The sequence below is a fragment of the Ktedonobacter robiniae genome, from assembly GCF_016587375.1.
In the GTDB taxonomy this organism is placed as follows: Bacteria; Chloroflexota; Ktedonobacteria; order Ktedonobacterales; family Ktedonobacteraceae; genus Ktedonobacter; species Ktedonobacter robiniae.
Window position 1 is genome coordinate 1,723,216 of record NZ_BNJG01000001.1, and the last position, 17,715, is coordinate 1,740,930.

Annotated in this window: 15 protein-coding genes; 8 read left to right on the forward strand and 7 right to left on the reverse strand. The window is 54.3% G+C overall.

The window, feature by feature from the left end; translation table 11 throughout:
• The first annotated feature begins 51 nt into the window (after positions 1–51).
• The 3 genes from JMJ04_RS07190 (at position 52) to JMJ04_RS07200 (ending at position 3,536) form a co-directional block, all read left to right on the forward strand.
• Positions 52–624 (forward strand): ANTAR domain-containing response regulator, encoded by a 573-nt coding sequence (locus JMJ04_RS07190; protein WP_201369844.1) that lies wholly within the window; start codon positions 52–54, stop codon positions 622–624.
• Between the two features lie 218 nt (positions 625–842).
• A complete protein-coding gene (locus JMJ04_RS07195) occupies positions 843–1,877 on the forward strand; it encodes a PSP1 domain-containing protein (protein WP_201369845.1) in 1,035 nt (344 codons plus the stop codon).
• 81 nt (positions 1,878–1,958) lie between these two features.
• The gene (locus JMJ04_RS07200) at positions 1,959–3,536 is read left to right on the forward strand and encodes an SPFH domain-containing protein (RefSeq protein ID WP_201369846.1); all 1,578 of its coding nucleotides are present in this window, start codon (positions 1,959–1,961) and stop codon (positions 3,534–3,536) included.
• Between the two features lie 134 nt (positions 3,537–3,670).
• On the opposite strand, the gene JMJ04_RS07205 is transcribed toward JMJ04_RS07200, so the two are convergent.
• Entirely contained in the window at positions 3,671–4,189 is a 519-nt protein-coding gene (locus JMJ04_RS07205) for a DUF2975 domain-containing protein (RefSeq protein WP_201369847.1), read from the reverse strand.
• A 403-nt stretch (positions 4,190–4,592) separates the two neighbouring features.
• Between JMJ04_RS07205 and yabN the strand changes: the two genes are divergently transcribed.
• Positions 4,593–6,122, forward strand: a complete 1,530-nt coding sequence (gene yabN, locus JMJ04_RS07210) for a bifunctional methyltransferase/pyrophosphohydrolase YabN (protein WP_201369848.1) — start codon at positions 4,593–4,595, stop codon at positions 6,120–6,122.
• 129 nt (positions 6,123–6,251) lie between these two features.
• Here the strand turns inward: yabN and JMJ04_RS07215 are convergent, their stop codons facing one another.
• Entirely contained in the window at positions 6,252–6,428 is a 177-nt protein-coding gene (locus JMJ04_RS07215; protein ID WP_201369849.1) for a hypothetical protein, read from the reverse strand.
• A gap of 226 nt (positions 6,429–6,654) precedes the next feature.
• On the opposite strand from JMJ04_RS07215, the gene JMJ04_RS07220 reads away from it, so the two are divergent.
• A complete protein-coding gene (locus tag JMJ04_RS07220) occupies positions 6,655–7,815 on the forward strand; it encodes an acyl-CoA dehydrogenase family protein (RefSeq protein ID WP_201369850.1) in 1,161 nt (386 codons plus the stop codon).
• Positions 7,816–8,258: 443 nt separating this feature from the next.
• Positions 8,259–9,920, forward strand: a complete 1,662-nt coding sequence (lysS, locus tag JMJ04_RS07225; RefSeq protein ID WP_201369851.1) for a lysine--tRNA ligase — start codon at positions 8,259–8,261, stop codon at positions 9,918–9,920.
• 51 nt (positions 9,921–9,971) lie between these two features.
• Here lysS and JMJ04_RS07230 read toward each other — a convergent pair whose 3' ends face one another.
• From JMJ04_RS07230 to JMJ04_RS07245, 4 genes are all read right to left on the reverse strand, one after another.
• The gene (locus JMJ04_RS07230; RefSeq protein ID WP_201369852.1) at positions 9,972–11,252 is read right to left on the reverse strand and encodes a WD40 repeat domain-containing protein; all 1,281 of its coding nucleotides are present in this window, start codon (positions 11,250–11,252) and stop codon (positions 9,972–9,974) included.
• 136 nt (positions 11,253–11,388) lie between these two features.
• Positions 11,389–11,820 (reverse strand): hypothetical protein, encoded by a 432-nt coding sequence (locus tag JMJ04_RS07235; protein ID WP_201369853.1) that lies wholly within the window; start codon positions 11,818–11,820, stop codon positions 11,389–11,391.
• A gap of 124 nt (positions 11,821–11,944) precedes the next feature.
• Positions 11,945–13,195, reverse strand: a complete 1,251-nt coding sequence (lysA, locus tag JMJ04_RS07240; protein WP_201369854.1) for a diaminopimelate decarboxylase — start codon at positions 13,193–13,195, stop codon at positions 11,945–11,947.
• Positions 13,196–13,329: 134 nt separating this feature from the next.
• The gene (locus JMJ04_RS07245; protein ID WP_201369855.1) at positions 13,330–15,492 is read right to left on the reverse strand and encodes a WD40 repeat domain-containing serine/threonine protein kinase; all 2,163 of its coding nucleotides are present in this window, start codon (positions 15,490–15,492) and stop codon (positions 13,330–13,332) included.
• A gap of 341 nt (positions 15,493–15,833) precedes the next feature.
• On the opposite strand from JMJ04_RS07245, the gene JMJ04_RS07250 reads away from it, so the two are divergent.
• A complete protein-coding gene (locus JMJ04_RS07250; protein WP_201369856.1) occupies positions 15,834–16,220 on the forward strand; it encodes a response regulator transcription factor in 387 nt (128 codons plus the stop codon).
• Between the two features lie 23 nt (positions 16,221–16,243).
• Positions 16,244–17,269: a phosphate acyltransferase PlsX gene (plsX, locus tag JMJ04_RS07255; RefSeq protein WP_420799476.1), complete on the forward strand. Its 1,026-nt coding sequence runs from the start codon at positions 16,244–16,246 to the stop codon at positions 17,267–17,269.
• Between the two features lie 60 nt (positions 17,270–17,329).
• Here plsX and JMJ04_RS07260 read toward each other — a convergent pair whose 3' ends face one another.
• Positions 17,330–17,692, reverse strand: coding sequence for a hypothetical protein (locus tag JMJ04_RS07260; RefSeq protein ID WP_201369858.1), 363 nt, complete (start codon positions 17,690–17,692; stop codon positions 17,330–17,332).
• Between the last annotated feature and the right edge of the window lie 23 nt (positions 17,693–17,715).

Genomic DNA, 17,715 nt, shown 5'->3' on the forward strand with positions numbered 1-17,715 from the left:
TGGTTTTTGTACTTCTATGGTGGAAGAGACCAAGGCTTTGAGGTGACACGTATGCCAACACGCATTATTATTGCAGATGATGAAGCTATCCAGCGTATGGACCTGAAAGATGTCCTTACGAAACAGGGTTATCTCGTAATTGGCGAAGCGGGAGACGGATTGAGTGCCGTCAATCTCGCGCGCGAACTACGCCCTGACCTGGTAATTATGGACATTCGCATGCCCGACATGGACGGCATTGCCGCCGCCGAAACACTTACCCAGGAGAAACTCGCACCAGTGTTGCTGCTCACTGCCTTCGGTGACCAACCGCTCGTTGAACGCGCGAAGGAAGCCGGGGTGGTTAATTATATTGTGAAGCCACTCCGCGAAAGCGAAGTTACTCCTGCGATTGAGGTCGCCCTGGCTCGCTATAACGAGTTTCGCGCGATGGAAGAGAAGGCTCGCTCCCTGAGCGAGACGCTCGAAACGCGCAAGATCGTTGAACGCGCCAAAGGCCTCTTGATGGAGAAGCAGGGTCTAAGCGAGCAGGAAGCCTTCCGTAAAATTCAGAAGGCGAGCATGAATAATCGCAAATCCATGCGCGAGGTTGCAGAGGCGATTCTCCTTACCAATGAAATGTAATTTTTCTTTCAAAATCCTCTCACTAGAAACGATCTAGTAACACTCGGTGAATGGTAAGCCGGATGCATCAACGGGGCTGCATCCCTCACACTAGTGTTTCTCCCGTCCGGCATGTTATGGAGGCAGGGCATTCTCGACCACGCATACTCTCTACTCCCTCACCCCTAATAACATACGTTCGATTGGCGTCCACACTAGTCTAGCAAAGATGAGAGCAGATGGATCTAGCAGGCAATACGGCGACAGATATAGCTAAAATCATTGTTGTCGTTGGCGTTCGCTTTCGACCAGCTGGGCGTATTTACTATTTCGACCCCCAGGGTCAAACCTTCTCCAATGGGCAGTATGTGATTGTCGAGACCACCCGAGGCGTAGAGGCCGGGCGTGTCGTCCTGGCATCGAAGAAGCTTGCCGAGGAGGACCTCTCCGAACCTCTGAAACCCGTCTTGCGCCTGGCGACCGAAGACGAGCTGCGCATGCTCCTCTCTTTTAAACAAAAAGAGAAGGATGCCATGGTGCGCTGTGCCGAACGGATCACCCAGCACAGGCTTCCCATGAAGCTGGTTGAGAGCGAGTATACCTTCGACGGCAGTCGACTGACTTTCTATTTTACCGCTGATGAGCGCGTCGATTTTCGCGGCCTTGTGCGCGACCTGGCGGCAACCTTCCGCACACGCATCGAACTGCGCCAGATTGGGGCGCGCGACCAGGCCAAGCTTCAGGGCGGCATCGGTCCCTGCGGTAAAACCCTCTGTTGTAGCTCCTGGATTACCGACTTCGGGATTGTCTCCATCAAAATGGCCAAAGAACAAGGCCTCCCTTTAAATCCCTCAAAAATCTCTGGCGTTTGTGGGCGCCTGATGTGCTGCCTGGCCTATGAGAATGAAAATTATATCCAGGCCAAGCAACAGATGCCTCAGATTGGGGCATTCCTGAACACACCCAGTGGTTCAGGCAAGGTAGTCTCCATCAACGTTCCCAAAAATTCGGTCGAGGTTATGCTCGAAAGCGGGGTGACAATTCAGGTCCCCGTCGATGAAGAACCCGCGCCCAAAGGTGGAAGCTGCTGCTCCAGCGGTTCATGCGGCGTGAAAACAGCCAGTGCCAGTACAAAAGAATCAGGCAGAACAAGCGGCTCATGCAGTTGTGGCAAGGGCGGTCCTTGTACCTGCGGCAGTGGAGGAGGTGGAGGATGTAGTACCGGAGGAGGCGGAGGATGTGGCTCATGTGGTATAAAAAAGAAAAAGTTTTAAAGGAAATTTTAAAGTCACTTATTGCAATAAAAACTTTTCCTGCTAAACCACTGATGATGTCACGAGAGAAAGGTGCAATGTATGTCTTCTGACTGGAAAGACTCTGGGGCGACCTGGCAGAGTCCCCAGCATGATCCCCAGGCGGCCTATACCCACCAGCAGGCACACGACGATGATGACGACGTGACCCAGGACGCGCCTGAGCAGGACCAATATGATGTCGATGCTCATGCCTATAGGGCACACGATGATCAACGCTACCAGGCAGGCTACCAAGGGCACCAGGACTATCAGAACGCTCCAGCAGCCGATTTTGAGGAGCCTCCACCCACCCCTATAACACAGCGCGGCGATCTCCTACATACTGTAATCCACTATGCAACCCTCGTTGGAGCACCGATTCTCTTTGGGGGCCTGACAGCTCTCTGGGTACTCCCCCTGGTCGCCAATGGGCGTGCCGCGACCCCGGCCGCGGCATTCTGGCCGCTCGCAGTCCTCATTATCCTTATCGTTATCGCGCAGGGAACCACTGTTTACTATCTCGGTTCCATCAACGACCTCTGGTTTGTCTTTACCCTGCTTGGCTTCCTGCTCTTCCTCCTGGTTGGCTGCTTTTCGACCTTTGGTGCCATTCCCGGCTTCCTGCTGCTGGCTCTTATTGTCGTGCTCGGCGTGTTCCTGGTGCGCCGCTACCTCCATGCAGTGCCAGAGGGATATGTCGCGCTGGCCTTTGCCTTCGGCAAATACCGGCGGACGCTCCTACCCGGACCCCATCTCCTCCTCCCCTGGGAGCGGATAGCGTACGAACTCAACACGGGTGAGATCCAGTGGATCTGCCCCACACAGCGCGTGCAGCTCGCTCCCGATACCGACGTTATCCTGCGCGCGTCAATCTCTTATCAGGTTCTGCCCGACTATGCCTATCTCGCCATGTCGCGGGTAAATGGCTGGGAGGAAACCTTGCGCGAACTCTTTTTGGCTGCGCTTCAGACTATTGCGACCACGTTCTCGCCTGGAGATTTTCTTGCCTGGCCCGATGGCCCCCAGGGTCAGCCCGTCATAAATCCCTCGCTTGACGATTTCTCCAACGGGGCACGCTGGGAACAGGTCAATAACTATCTTTTTCAGTATATGCGCAATCGCGTCGCCGCCTGGGGAGTCCAGGTCAATGGGATACAGATCCGCGATGTCTCTCTGAGCTCTCATGGGGCACATCTCGTCGATTCGCCCCCCCTGGACCACGCGGCTTATGCATATGAGCAACCCACGCCCGCATCTTATGCTCAGCAGCAAGTACCTCAATTCGAGAACACTTACACGCAACAGGAGTTGGCGTCGCCACCCGCGGGTAATCGGCCACCGGTCTTCAAAGAAGAGGTGCTGGTCAACGCCTATAAACAGGTACAAGAGGGCAAGATCACCGATCCAGAGACAATTCGCAACCTGGCACGGACCTTTGAAGCTATCGCGCACGATCCAGAGGCAAATGGTTCCGTCAGCTTCGATCCCATGCGCGCAGCAGAGAATTTGTATGCCGAGGCTGACCACAATGAACAGTTGGCCAGCGCCTCACCTGCATCCAATTCGGCCCACTCCTCGCGCGTCTCCTTTGAGGACGACACCAATCCCGATTGGTACAACCCACGCCATCCCACCTAAATATTTCCCTAATAAAATGGCCCACAAAAGCCCTGGTTTGAGCCAGGGCTTTTGTGGGCCATTTTATTAATATATTAAAATACGTCTGCGACCGCCTTTTTCTGCGCATATGCTTTGATACGCACCTGCATATATTAATGCTGGGCGACGGCCTCTAGCTTCGCCTGGCGCTTATCATCAAAGTTGCGCAGGCTGGCCAGTTTCTCGGCACTCACAGTTTTCTCTGTGCGAGGATCAAACACTACATTATCGCGTGAGCAGAAATAGTAGTGCTTCCACTCCTCCATGGCATGTTCCCAGGCAGGAAGAAGCAAATTCGCTTCATTGTCGCCTTTCACAATGCGCTGGAAGGCCTGGAACGACAGGACCAGGGCTAGCACGATCACACAGAAAGTGACTGCCACCAGACCTATCATAAATGTAGAATCCAGTTGCGCTTCCATTCCGCCAATCAAGACGATAACAAGGAAGATACAAACTCCCACCAGCACAATACAGGAGATAATGGTCCTGATCATGGAAATGTTTTTGGTTGGTACGGCTGGTGGAGCGCACTGCTCTACCCCGGCATCATACGCCGCTTGCATTGTTTTAACTTTATCTGTCTGGTTGCACACCGGACAAGCTGGTTTCTGGCTCTGCACGGACGCCATAAGATTAGTCCCTCCTTACGTTGCCCCACATGGCTATTCCGGGCAACCGTATGATAGTGTAGTAAAGCATAACATGGTAGGCAATAATCTGGTACATTCGGTGTAAGAAAAAATCTTGCCTCAAGGCTAACACGTTCAATCGATGGAGACTGGTTCGATTTTATGTTAGCCGGTTGATATAGCCTCTCTATGATTTTATCAGCATAGGGCATATATTTACAACATCTTAACCAACACACTCTGCCATATCCTTCCTCAAGAGGGACAAAAGTCAGATTTGACACTCCCTAATACACCCGCTACACTTGTTCTGTCAGGTTGAAGATCGGGGCTGGCAATGGCATTCTCGCTTATCCTTTTTGCCCCTACCTGCTTTTCTCAATAGGAGCATGCATCTCAAAACATGATGAATATAACACCTTCCATTACCATTCTTGGGTTGGGTCCCGGCGACGCGCAGGATCTTACCGTGCAGGCCCATGATCTGCTGGCCCAGGCCGCCCAACGCGGGGAGACGGTCTACTTCCGCACCATCATCCACCCCACGGTGGAGCAGTTGCGCGAGGAACTACCCGCGCTCAATATCATCTCATTTGATAGCTTTTATGAAGAATCAACCGCCTGGCATTCACTCTACCAGCGGATCGCTGAAGAAGTCTGCACGCTAGCTACGCAAAGCCCCATCATCTACGCCGTCCCCGGCCATCCACTCATAGGCGAGACATCGGTCCAGATTCTGCTTCAGTTCGCGCGCGAACGAGGCCTCTCCACCTCGATTGTGGCTGGTCTCTCCTTCCTGGAGCCGGTATGCAGTCTGCTGGGACTCGATCCCTTTGATACCGGCTTGCACATCGTGGATGCAACCATTCTGGCAGGATTGGACCAGGACGAAATCGCCAGCAAGATTCTGCCCACGACACCTCTACTGATTACCCAAGTCTATAATCGCCGTCTCGCCAGCCAGGTCAAGCTGGCCCTGGGCGAGTGCTATCCCGACGAGTGGCCTGTCAAACTGGTACGGGCGGCAGGCGTCTCCGCAGATGAGGCCGCGCTAGAGATGCCTCTCTACGAGCTGGACCACAATAATCAGGCCAATCACCTTAGCACCCTGTATGTGCCGCCCCTGGACGCGCTCACACCCCTACGCCTGCCCGATACCTTGCGCTATATCACCAAACGCCTACGCCGCGACCCTGATGGCTGTCCCTGGGACCGCCAGCAGACGCACCAGACGCTGACGCGCTACGTCATTGAAGAGACCTATGAAGTGGTTGAGGCCATCGAAGAGAACGATATGGAAAAACTCGCCGACGAGCTGGGCGACCTCCTGCTCCAGGTCTACCTGCATGCCGAGATCGCGCGCCAGGAGGGACACTTCGCCCTTGGCGAAGTCTACGAGAATATCAACGCCAAGATGCTACGCCGCCATCCACACGTCTTCGGTAATGCCGAGGCCAGCACCGCTGGCCAGGTGGCGCTAAACTGGGAGGAGATCAAGCGTCAGGAGCGGCTCAACGCGGGCATTGCTGCGCCCGAGATAGAGACCGTCTTCAAAAATATTCCCCAGGCCACACCCGCGCTCATGGTCGCCCAGGAGTACCAGAAACGCATCGCCAAAACTGGCTTTGAGTTTGATAATCTCGATGAGGTCCTGGCCAAGCTAGAGGAAGAGCTTCAAGAGCTACGCCAGGCCACCTCCAAAGAAGAGCAGCAAGAGGAGATGGGTGACCTTCTCTTCCTCGTTGCCAAGCTGGCACGCTGGTATAAAGTCGATGCCGAAGAGGCCCTGCGCGCAGCAAACCGTAAGTTCCGCCAACGCTTCCAGGCCATGGAGAGCTTCGCCCGCCAGGAGCAACGCGAGCTTACCACCTACACCACGCCAGAGTGGATCGCCCTCTGGAACCGCGCAAAAGAGTATGTTGCCAACAGTTAAGTGCTTTATGAAGAGCGCTACTTACGTACGCGCCCACGCGGCTCATGCTGGGTCAACGTGACCTCTGCGAAACGCCGACCTATGCTTTACAATGTCCACCAGCGTAGGCGCGTACGTAAGTAGCGTACATTATGATGCTAACAGAATTGTTGAGTGCCTGGATATTTCTTCCTCCTCCCAGGTCCAGCCGGACTTTGCTTCAACTGATTCTGGCTGCTTTGCCTCTTGATAGGCCTCTTCTTCAACCACAGATTCTATGTAGGCATAAAAAGCTTCGTATAAAGTATCTATTCCGTCGAATATCATAGCCGTTCCCCTCTCACCTCTGTCCGTCGCAGAGATTTGTCTCAAATGCATTTCGCTTCTCTGGTATAGATACTACCTCTGCTATGTCGCAGCACCATCATAAAGTTGTCGCGTAATTGTCGCAATTTCATGTCCCTTAACCCGAAGGCATGATATGATAAGAAGAGGCACACAGAAGACGGCAGCACTGGCAAATTGCTGCCACACAAGCCAAAGGAGAAGTCCTGTGATCTTTGACCTCAATGAAGAGCAATCAGATATCCGCGACATGGTACGTCGCTTTACGCAGAACGAGATAACTCCTCATGCTGAGTCATGGGATGAGCATAATCACTTTCCCCGCGAGATCTTTACCAAAATGGCGGAACTGGGATTGATGGGCATGACCACGCCGGAAGAGCTGGGCGGGAGCATGCTTTCACGCCTGGCAGCGGCCCTTGTGTATGAAGAACTGGCCCAGGGCGATATGGCGACGGCGGTTGGCCTCTCCGTCCATAACATGGTCACCGGGTCTATCGCGCGCTTCGGCAATGAGGAGCAGCGCGAGCGCTGGGTGGGCAAGCTAGCGTCCGGAGAGATCCTAGGCGCCTTCTCGCTGAGCGAGGCTGCCTCTGGCTCCGATGCCGCCAGCCTGCAATGTCGGGCCGAGCGCTCGGGCGATAGCTACATTTTGAATGGGAATAAGCTCTGGGTGACCAACGCGGGCGAGGCCGATATCTATCTGCTTATGGCGCGTACCGTTTCCGGCAATGACGCCTCGGGCATCTCCTGCTTCGTTATCGAGAAGGATACGCCCTGCTTTGCCTTTGGCAAGACTGAGCGCAAGATGGGCCTGCATTCCTCGCCCACGCGTGAGTTGATCTTTGAGAGCTGCCAGATTCCCGTTTCGCAACGCCTGGGAGAAGAGGGGCAGGGCTTTAAGATTGCGCTCTCCTCACTCGATGGTGGGCGCATCAATATTGGCGCGGTCGCAGTCGGTGTCGCCCAGGCGGCCTTTGAGACCGCTCGCCAGTACGCCCAGGAGCGCCAGCAGTTTGGCAAACCCATCGGTACCTTTCAGGCCATTGAGTTTATGCTCGCCGATATGGCTATGAAGATTGAGGCCTCGCGCCTGCTGGTCTATGAGGCCGCTTATAAGCTCGACCAGTCCAAACAACCATCCAAGCAGGTCTCGATGTATGCCTCGATGGCTAAATGCTTCGCGACGGACTCGGCGATGGAGGTTACCACCAATGCGGTCCAGGTCCTGGGCGGCGCGGGCTATGTCCGCGATTACCCAGTCGAGCGCTATATGCGCGATGTAAAGGTGGCACAGATCTTTGAGGGAACCAATCAAATTCAACGTATCGTCATTGGCCGCGCCCTCCTCGACCAGATCCGCGCATGAATTTCTATGCGGCTGGAAAAATGCGCATAGCCCCTGAGCATACCAACCGCTTATTGTAGACTTGCCAGAATCGTCTTTTTTCGATATGCTAAAAATGCAAATTTTCTGAACGACCGGGACGTGTATTGCCATCTTGACAGGAATGGGGGTATGCGTCCTAGTTTTTTACCCCCTCCTTGCCATTACCCTTATAATATCCTAAAGTTCTTATCTTTCTTTTTCGATATATCTACCAAGATGTTTTCCAGGCATTTGCTTCTGACTTACTTTTCGCGCCTACGGCGCTCACAGGGGTAAGGATGTGCTGGTGTGGGGCTGAAGGCCCCGCACCAGCACATCCTTACCCCTGTGACAAGGGAACCAGGGAACATGATCCTGTCTTACCTCGATATAAATACAAGGGGTGAAATCCTGGTCTAACTTATCCTCTAGGAGTTTTGACGATGAAAGCTGATTGGGTCGCGAAGATTAGCGACCGAGTAGAGCAGCATGTGCGCCAGGTCAAGGGCGAGCATGCGACTATCATTTGTGCCTCTGGACTCAGTCCATCGGGGACGGTTCACCTGGGCAATATGCGTGAGATTATGACGGTTCACCTGGTCGCCGAAGAGCTACGTGCTCGCGGCTGGCAGGTAGAGCATATACAGTTTTGGGATGACTATGACCGCCTGCGCAAGGTGCCTGCGGGTATTCCAGAGTCGTTCGCGAGCTATATTGGGCAGCCTCTCTGTGAGGTACCTGATCCCTTTGGAGTCTATGCCTCGTATGCCGACCGCTATATTACTGAATTTAGCGAGAGCATCGCACCCCTCAATCTTCCTATGACCCAGGTGCGCCAGTCAATCGCCTATCGCGAGGGGCGCTATACCCACAAGGTCAAACAGGCCCTGGCCCAGCGGGGAGAGATCTTTGATATCCTGGCTGAGTATCAAACGCGCCAGGAACAGCAAGAAACGGTCTCCGAGAGGCGGGCCGCCTATTACCCTTATAAGGTCTATTGCGAGGCCTGTGGCAAGGATACGACGCAAATACAGCACTATGAAGAGGCGACTGCCAGTATCGATTATAGCTGCCAGCACTGTCAGCATAGTGGAGCCTTTAGTCTGAACGAGAAAAATTCCGGCAAGCTGGTCTGGAAGGTAGACTGGCCCATGCGCTGGAGCGAGGCGCAGGTAGACTTTGAGCCTGCGGGCGCCGACCACTCGACGCCAGGAAGCAGCTTCACCGTTGGTCAGCGCATCGTGCAGGAGATCTTCCATTCTCCTGCTCCCCAATACGCGGCCTATGCCTTTGTGGGCATGGAGGGCCGTGTGAAGATCTCCAGTTCCGTGGGAACTGATGCTTCGCCAGCCAATGCGCTCTCCATCCTGGAGCCTGCGATTCTACGCTGGCTCTATATCCGCCGCGCCAACAACCAGCCATTTAATATCGACTTTGGGCAGGGTCTTTTGCGGCTCTACGATGAATGGGATTCCCTCGTGCGCCAGGTCGCAGCTGGCAAGGTTAACGAGGCCAACCTGGTCGCCTACCAACGCGCCATCCAGACCTCGCTGGGTGCTGTGAAGCGAGCCGAGCGCACGGTGCCATTCTCGCTACTCGCCTCGACCCTGGATGTCACACAGGGCAATCTTGAGCAGGTCTTGCGCATCGCCACGCAGAGCCTGAAGGAAGAGGAACCCCTCACCCCGGCACAACTAGAGCCGCGCCTGACCTGCGCCGCTAACTGGATCAACAACTACTTGCCCGAAGACGAGCGCACCTTTATCCGCGCCAGCTTTGATACTGAGACCTATGCCCAACTTGGGGAAAGCGAGCAAGAGGCGCTCCGCCTCCTAGTCGTGGAGCTTGAGGGTGCCTGGAACCTGGATGTCCTGACCGACCTGATGTACCGCATTCCCAAGCAGGTGCGTGAACTACCCGCAGACGCGCCCGCCACACCCGAGTTGAAGCAGGCCCAGCGTGCCTTCTTCGCCGCAATCTACACGTTGATCTGTGGCTCGGACACCGGACCGCGTATCCCAACCCTCATGCTCTCCCTGGGCAAAGAGAAGGTCAAGAGCCTGCTCGACCCCAATGGGGCTTCTGTAGTCACAGAGTCGGCATAACATAGAGCGAGAGGTCACTGCTCAATCTCGTGGTTGAGCAGTGACCTCTCGTTAGTCTATTGCAACAGAACAGACCGCGAGCGTGCGCTTATCCCTCGCAAAAGCCAGGTAGAGTTCATCAGTCCCCGTGCCCCACGCATTCAAACTTGCATTTACCACCGCAGTTTGCGCAACATCAGGTTTATCTATTGTGGCCGTACTCCCAAGAGCAGCAATAGACCAGATGTGCAGGTTACCCAAATGATCTAGAGAGGCAACGCTTGTATCATTGAGCCAGGCAACATGACGCACCTTGCCGCCTACGTTCGCGTGTCCTCGATAAGTTATATGCAGGGTTGGATCTTGCAGGCCGCTAACAATGACCGTGCCATCATCGCTTGCCGACGCAATATTATATAGGGCAGGACTACAACTTACCTCATTTACCATCGCTTTATGCATATACAAATGTGTGTTGCGTCCGTTGGTATAAGCAGCAACAAGACCATCAGCATAGCCTACAACAAAATAGACTGAATTATATTGATCTACAACCATTGCCAGGTCACGAACAGAGCTGCCAATCTGCACACTTGAGGTTACAGCCGCCCAGTTGCTCTCTGCCAGGCGCCGATATTCAGTAATATACACATTATGATCTTCGCACACGACAGCAACATGATCCCACGAGCCAGCTAATACCACAATAGAAGAAGGGACACTGAAACGTATATCATAAGGATCTTTATTATTTTGGGACCAGAGAATCACCTCTCGACCCTGGTGCTGCCAAGAGGCAACCATACCAGAGAAAGGCACGCACACCAAGTGGTCGGTAGGATAGGTATGACCCATATCTACAACGCGACTACCGTCTAAGAGTACAGAGAGACTATTATCTATACAAGCCACAACACTTCCTGATGCATCGCTCCCGCGAGCAACACACTTAATCGCTGAACTGAAAGTGTGCTGCCATGCAGGCGTAAGTTTACGCACCTTGCTGGGAATAGGTGTATCCCCATCTGCTCCGTCGGCAATGGGTGTCTCATCCGCACCAGTACTATAGCTTGCTACCACACTCGTTTGATGATGACCCAACACACTGGCAAAGAGGTACATCCCCCCTATGGCAACCAGTCCGCCGCCTAGCGCAAGCACACGCCGCCTACTTACCCCACTAGAAGCGCCTCCACGGCTTTTCTGAGATGGCGTATAAATCTCGACACGGTCGAAGGGATACATATGTAGTGCAAGTTTTATAGTTTCCCGAACTTCAATGACGCTAGTAGGGCGTTTCTGTAAATCTAATTCTAGCATGCGCGAGACCAGGTTTGGCAGTTCGTGCGACATGCCAAAGCCGATCTCTGGAATAGGAGGGAAGCGGAAGGGATGAGAAGCGGGATCCTGGCCCGTCAGGACCTGATGTAGGAGCGCACCCAGGCTATAGATATCTGATTGCGTCGTTGTCTGAGCTTTGCCATACTGTTCAGGCGCGGCATATCCTGGAGAGCCAAAAATGCAGATGTGGAATGCCTGGATGGCTTAACAAGCGGAGCATGAAGGCTTCGCGCTCAAATGTTGCTATCGCATCATGCGTCTGTGATGGAGAAAGTCCAGCGAGATCAATCATCTTGATAGCGACGGCCATACCTTTGAGCTTAGCATCTTCGGCTTTATAGGTCGAGCCATAGCCTCCCTCGCCGAGAACTTCGACAATCTGGTAACGCCCTTTGAAGAGGACACCAGGCTCTAGAGGCACGACAGGAACAATAGTGATCATCCGCTGCCCCGCTCCCTGGCTAGAAGCGGAGATGGACTCCTCGTCATCAAGCTGCAAACGCGAGAGAGGCTGTTGACAAAACTGGCAAGCCGATGCAGTGGTTTCGTTGCCTCCACCACAATGATCGCAAAATAACATCTGTTGTATCGCTCCTTACAGCAGCGATGATCGATATTTTTCAAACATCCTTGTCATACCCATCCATCACCCACTTATGCATACAAAGATGAACGCATAGACCTGCTCGTCGTCAAATGACACGCTACAAACCTGGGAAATCGAGGGTGCCGAAGTAGTCGTCGAGCGTCTCGGCACGCCGGATGAGTTGGATCTCGCCGTTCTCACGCAAGAGCAGTTCCGCCGAGCGCAGCTTGCCGTTATAGTTAAAGCCCATGGCATGACCATGCGCCCCCGTATCGTGGATGATGAGGACATCCCCTGGAGAGATAGCAGGCAAGCTTCGATCAATGGCGAATTTATCGAAATTTTCGCAGAGCGATCCCACGACATCATACGTCTCGTTCGCGGGCTGATCCTCTTTCCCCAAAACAGTAATGTGGTGATAGGCGCCATACAGCGCGGGCCGCATCAGGTTTGTCATGCAGGCGTCCAGGCCTATATAGCGCTTATACGTCTCTTTCTGGTGGAGCGCTGTGGTCATCAGGTAGCCATGTGGTCCTGTGATCACCCGGCCGCATTCCATGACTATACGCAGGGGATGCAGGTTGTTGGCAACGATTTTCTGCGTGTACAGGGTCTGCAACTCCTGGCCAAACGTCTCCATATCAAAGGCATTCTGCTCTGGACGATAGGGGATGCCAATGCCGCCACCCATATTGATAAAGGAGAAGGTGATGCCAACCTCGCGCGAAAGGGCCGCGACCAGGTCAAAGAGCATGAGTGCAGTCTCAAGAAAATACGCTACGTTGAGTTCGTTAGAGGCCAGCATGGCGTGTAGCCCAAAGCGCCTGACGCCCTTCTCCTTCGCGCTGGCATACGCTTGAAAGAGTTGATCATAGGTCAGGCCATACTTTGCCTCCTTGGGATCACCAATAATGGCGTTTCCGGCGCGCAATGGCCCTGGATTGTAGCGAAAACTGATCAGGTCGGGAAGGCCTGCCTGCTCTTCGAGATAGGCGATATGACTGATGTCGTCCAGGTTGATGACCGCTCCCAGTTCCCTGGCCTTGCGATACTCGCTCGCAGGCGTCTGGTTGGAGGTAAACATAATCTCTTCGCCAGTAAAGCCTACACGCTCCGCGAGCACAAGCTCGGGCAGAGAGCTACAATCTACACCCAGGCCCTCCTCCTTGAGGATACGTAAAATATGGGGATTGGGCAGGGCCTTGACCGCGAAATAATTGGTAAAGCTCTCCGACCAGGCAAAGGCCCGCTTCATGCGACGCACAGCGGCGCGGATCCCCTGCTCATCATAGAGGTGAAATGGCGTGGGATGGGTTGCAATAAGCGCTTCAAGGCGCTCAGGAGAGAGAGGAAAACGCTTCTCGGACATATTTTGACTGTATCCTTCCTTAATCCTACGCCGCCTTGTAGGGTCCATGCTGGCATGGACTTCGAGGCCCGCAGGCCGATACCCTGACGTGGGGGAGCAATCGCTTCGCTCGTTAGTCCATGCCAGCATGGACCCTACACGACCTGCCAGATCTGCACGGAGCGATCGACCCCGGCAGAGGCCAGGCGTTCGCCATTTGGCGACCAGGCTACGGCGGCGACATAGCCCTGGTGCCCCTGGTAAGTATAGGTACAGCGCTCTTTGGCTACATTCCAGACTTGCACTGACTTATCATTGCTGGCAATAGCCAGGTGCTTGCCATCGGGCGCCCAGGTCACGGCGTTCTTGGCGCTGTTGCCACCCGCGGTCCGCAGTAGTTTCGTATGCTGCGTATAGGCGATGCTGACATCCCAGATGCAGGCGTAGGAGTCGCTAGAGGCCGAGGCTAGCAGATACTCTTTTGGATGCCAGGCCAGGGCATTCACCCGCTCATTATGCACCTTCAGAACGCTAGGTTCCAGGTCCGCGGAGAAAATGGATGAGACGCGCTGCCAGAAGGTGCGCGGCTTTTTCTGCTCGGCAAAGGGGTTCCAGAAGCGTATGCTCTTCTCTTTCCCCGCTGAGGCCAGGTACTTTCCATCGGGCGACCACGCTACAGCATATACCTGGTCCTTGTGCTCTTCATAGCGGTATAGCTCACTATGCTCCTGAGCATGCCAGGCCAGCACCAGCTTATCGTTACCAGCCGAGGCAATATACTCGCCACCTGGCGACCAGGCCACAGCATTCACGGGCTGGCTGTGCGCAGTATAGGTATAGACCAGGTGCCCGTTCGCGGGCTCCCAGATCTGCACTGTGGTGTCATCGCCCGCCGAGGCAATATATTTGCTATCGGAAGACCAGGCCAGGGCATTCACCCGCGCGGAGTGTCCCTTATACGTCCAGACACGATCACCAGAAGCCGCATCCCATATGATCACGGTGCGGTCATAGCTGGCCGAGGCCAGCCATTTGCCATTGGGCGACCAGGCCACAGCAGCCACGCGTCCCGTATGTCCAGTACAAATAAAGAGCGTATTAGGCTGCTTGACGATCTGGTATTGGGTTGGGCCTTTCGCCTTGCCAGTCTTCCCTGTAGTCGTGGATTGAGCAGGGATGGGCGGCATCGTCGCAGGTGTCTGGTACATGGGAGGGACACGCGTCGAGATGGTGGGCGGCGAGGTCAGCGCGGCTCCAGTCGTATATAGCGTCTGGATACGCTGAAGCGAGGCGCGCACAACAGCCACTGATTCCGGGCGCTCATTCACGGGTACGCTTACCATATGCATGACCAAGTCGGCCAATCCGGCGAGGGCTGGATGCGCCGGGAGGTGAATAGGCGCGAAGTGGAAGGGCGTTTCGGAAGGATCATGTCCGGTCAGGAGTTGATGAAGGGTCGCGCCCAGACTATAGATATCGGCGCGCACCGTGGTTTGCGAGCGACCATACTGTTCCGGCGCGGCATATCCGGAGGAGCCAAGCGCAGTTGTATCCTTGGCCTTGCCGGGCTTGAAGTGGCGCGCGATGCCAAAGTCGATCAGGAAGATATGCCCACCAGGTGTAAGCATCACATTGGCAGGCTTGAGATCGCGGAAAATAATCGGGGGCGTGCGCGAGTGCAGATACTCCAATACATCACAGAGCTGGATCGCAATATCAAGCGTCTGCTCAATAGGGAGCGTATTCCCCTTCAGGCGACTCAGGCGGTCCTCGAGGGTCTCGCCCTCGATATAGTCCATCACCAGGTAGGAACGCCCCTGGTCGGCAAACTGCTCATAAATACGCGGTAGATTTGGATGCGTCAAACCAGCCAGGAGCATCGCCTCATGCTGGAAGGCATCAGCGGCAGCCTGGCGATCCTTCTCATCCAGGCTATTCTGGCTCATCTCCTTAACCGCCACCAGGCGATTACCAAACTGCGAATCGAGGGCCTTATAGACAGCTCCGAAGCCACCCTTTCCTACATTTGCCAGGATGATATACCGCTGCTTGAGCATATGTTGAGGCTGCAACAGTCCTGTAATCGTCGAACTGCCTATGGGCAATTGGAAGGTGGTATTCACGTTTGTGTTCAGCGTATTGGCTGAGATTCCATGGACGGCGTGCGCGCTCGATATACCACGTGCCCCAAGACCTACAATGGTATCGGTCGTCGTGTCCAACCCACCAAGCGCCTGACCACAGGCACGACAAAAACGCGCCTCTGGTCGATTGGCAGCACCACATCGATCACAGAAAAATGTTGAATTGGATGACATGAAATCCTTTTTCTCAATAGATGTTTTACTTCAGCAGCGATGAGAAAGGATAGAATGGGCATGCCAGGTTGGCATACATCGACTGTACAGTAGTACATGAGTACAAAAATGTCAAGTAACCAGTTCATACCACGTATACAAAGTACGGTGTGATGTTATAATACTCTTATCTGTACGGAGTAAAATGCAGCGACACTATGAAAGGCTGCGCGACCAGGAGCGACGAATACCGACAACCAGAGCTGTAAAGAAACAGATCAAGAGTGACCTCTGTTAAAAAATGTTGTGAGATTGAGATCCGTACGGCCTGGCCGTTTTGGAATGAGGGGAATGCTGGTACTATGGCAAAGAAAATTCTGGTCATGGATGACGATCCGACAATTGCTGACCTGCTCACAGAAGCGCTAGCAGACGAGGGTTATGAGACGTTCATGACCACGCAGAGCCTGCGTTTCTATGACTCTATTCAGGAGCACAAGCCCGACCTGGTGCTACTGGACCTGATGATGCCTTATCTTGATGGCCGTGATGAGTTAAAACTCATGACCATGGGCATCGATAAGCAGATTCCAGTCATCGTGGTCACGGCCTTCCTGGGCGCGGCCAACGAAGAGCAGGAGTTCCGCGAAGCCGGAGTCGTCCACATCGTCTACAAACCGTTTGACCTCGACAAACTGGTTGCGCTGGTCAAACAGACCATCGGGGAGCCTGAGGAGAAAAGTGCATGAGCGTCTCCACAACGAATACGCCCGTGCGTCTAGCTCTGGACGCGATGGGCGGCGATAATGCTCCCGGCGAGATTGTGCTGGGAGCAATTCAGGCTGCCCGCGCCTATGGCATCGGCGTGTACCTCGTGGGACACGAGGAGGTTATCCAGGCCGAACTGGCCAAACACGACACCAGCGGACTGGATCTCCCCATCGTCCATACCGATGAAGTGATTGAGATGGACGACCATCCAGCTACAGCCGTCAGAAGCAAGAAGAATGCCTCAATGACCGTCGCGCTGCAACTGGTTCGCGATGGCAAAGCCATTGGCGCGGTTTCAGCGGGCAATAGTGGCGCGATGATGGCGGCGGCCCTCTTTACCCTCAAACGTATCCCCGGTGTAGAGCGTCCGGCCCTGGGTGGCGTCTTCCCAACCAAAAATAAGCCATGCCTGATCATTGATATGGGTGCCAATACCGATTGCAAACCCGAGTATTTGCAGCAGTTTGCCTTGATGGGTTCGGTCTATATGGAGCGCATCTTCCACGTCAATCGGCCTCGCGTGAGCCTGCTGGCCAACGGAGAAGAGGAGACCAAAGGCAACCAGCAGGTTGTGCAGACACACCAGTTGCTCAAGCAGAACGCGGAGCGCCTGGAGCTGAACTTTATCGGCAATATTGAGGGGCGCGACATCATGGCCAATGTGGCGGATGTGGTGGTCTGTGACGGCTTTGTTGGCAACGTCGTTCTCAAGCTCAGCGAGGGCGTGGGTGAAGCCCTCTTCTCCCTGATTAAAGACGAACTGACCTCGTCGTTTGTAAGCAAACTGGCGGCAGCAGTCCTCAAGCCAGGGTTGAAGAGAATCTATAAACGCCTTGACTATGCCGAATATGGCGGGGTTCCCCTACTAGGCGTCAATGGTGCGGCCATTATCTCTCATGGCCGCTCTAACGCCCGCGCCATCCAGAACGCGCTTCGCGTGGCCAAAGAGACAGCTGAGACCGGCGTTACGCAAGCGATTACCGAAGGCGTGGCACGCCTAGCCACAGCCAAAGCCAAAGCCGAATAACTGCGCTAACAAAAAATGGAGTACAGGCTATTGGCCTGTACTCCATTTTTTGTTACTTTTTTACTCTGTAGGGGACTTTTTCTGGCGCTTGGCTGCTCCACCGAGGCGGCCAATGCGGCTGTAAAAATCAGGCCCCTGGCTCTCCTTCGTGGCGTTGCCGCCCTTCTTGCCCATGGCCGAGAAATGCTCTGGGCCATACTTGACAACATTTGCGCGCCCGCCCTTCTGGGCAATGGTACGATAATATTCTGTGCCACGCTTCTCCTTCAGTACGGTGCCGCCCTTTTTCCCAATGCGCTGATAGTAATCCTCACCATACTTGGCGCGTACGGTACTGCCGCCCTTGCGACCAGACTTCTCAGCGGGGGATGACGCGGCACCTGTTGATGATATAGACTGCGTGGACTGCTCTTCCTCAACCATAATCTCTAGCTTCCTCTACGTCT

What these genes read in the sequence shown, in the direction of transcription:
- JMJ04_RS07200 (WP_201369846.1), top strand. Translation starts at nt 1,959, where the DNA reads ATGTCTTCTGACTGGAAAGACTCTGGGGCGACCTGGCAGAGTCCCCAG.
- JMJ04_RS07260 (WP_201369858.1), bottom strand. Translation starts at nt 17,692, where the DNA reads ATGGTTGAGGAAGAGCAGTCCACGCAGTCTATATCATCAACAGGTGCC.
- lysA (WP_201369854.1), bottom strand. Translation starts at nt 13,195, where the DNA reads ATGTCCGAGAAGCGTTTTCCTCTCTCTCCTGAGCGCCTTGAAGCGCTT.
- JMJ04_RS07205 (WP_201369847.1), bottom strand. Translation starts at nt 4,189, where the DNA reads ATGGCGTCCGTGCAGAGCCAGAAACCAGCTTGTCCGGTGTGCAACCAG.
- yabN (WP_201369848.1), top strand. Translation starts at nt 4,593, where the DNA reads ATGATGAATATAACACCTTCCATTACCATTCTTGGGTTGGGTCCCGGC.
- JMJ04_RS07215 (WP_201369849.1), bottom strand. Translation starts at nt 6,428, where the DNA reads ATGATATTCGACGGAATAGATACTTTATACGAAGCTTTTTATGCCTAC.
- JMJ04_RS07190 (WP_201369844.1), top strand. Translation starts at nt 52, where the DNA reads ATGCCAACACGCATTATTATTGCAGATGATGAAGCTATCCAGCGTATG.
- JMJ04_RS07245 (WP_201369855.1), bottom strand. Translation starts at nt 15,492, where the DNA reads ATGTCATCCAATTCAACATTTTTCTGTGATCGATGTGGTGCTGCCAAT.
- JMJ04_RS07230 (WP_201369852.1), bottom strand. Translation starts at nt 11,252, where the DNA reads ATGTCGCACGAACTGCCAAACCTGGTCTCGCGCATGCTAGAATTAGAT.
- JMJ04_RS07250 (WP_201369856.1), top strand. Translation starts at nt 15,834, where the DNA reads ATGGCAAAGAAAATTCTGGTCATGGATGACGATCCGACAATTGCTGAC.
- lysS (WP_201369851.1), top strand. Translation starts at nt 8,259, where the DNA reads ATGAAAGCTGATTGGGTCGCGAAGATTAGCGACCGAGTAGAGCAGCAT.
- JMJ04_RS07195 (WP_201369845.1), top strand. Translation starts at nt 843, where the DNA reads ATGGATCTAGCAGGCAATACGGCGACAGATATAGCTAAAATCATTGTT.
- JMJ04_RS07235 (WP_201369853.1), bottom strand. Translation starts at nt 11,820, where the DNA reads ATGTTATTTTGCGATCATTGTGGTGGAGGCAACGAAACCACTGCATCG.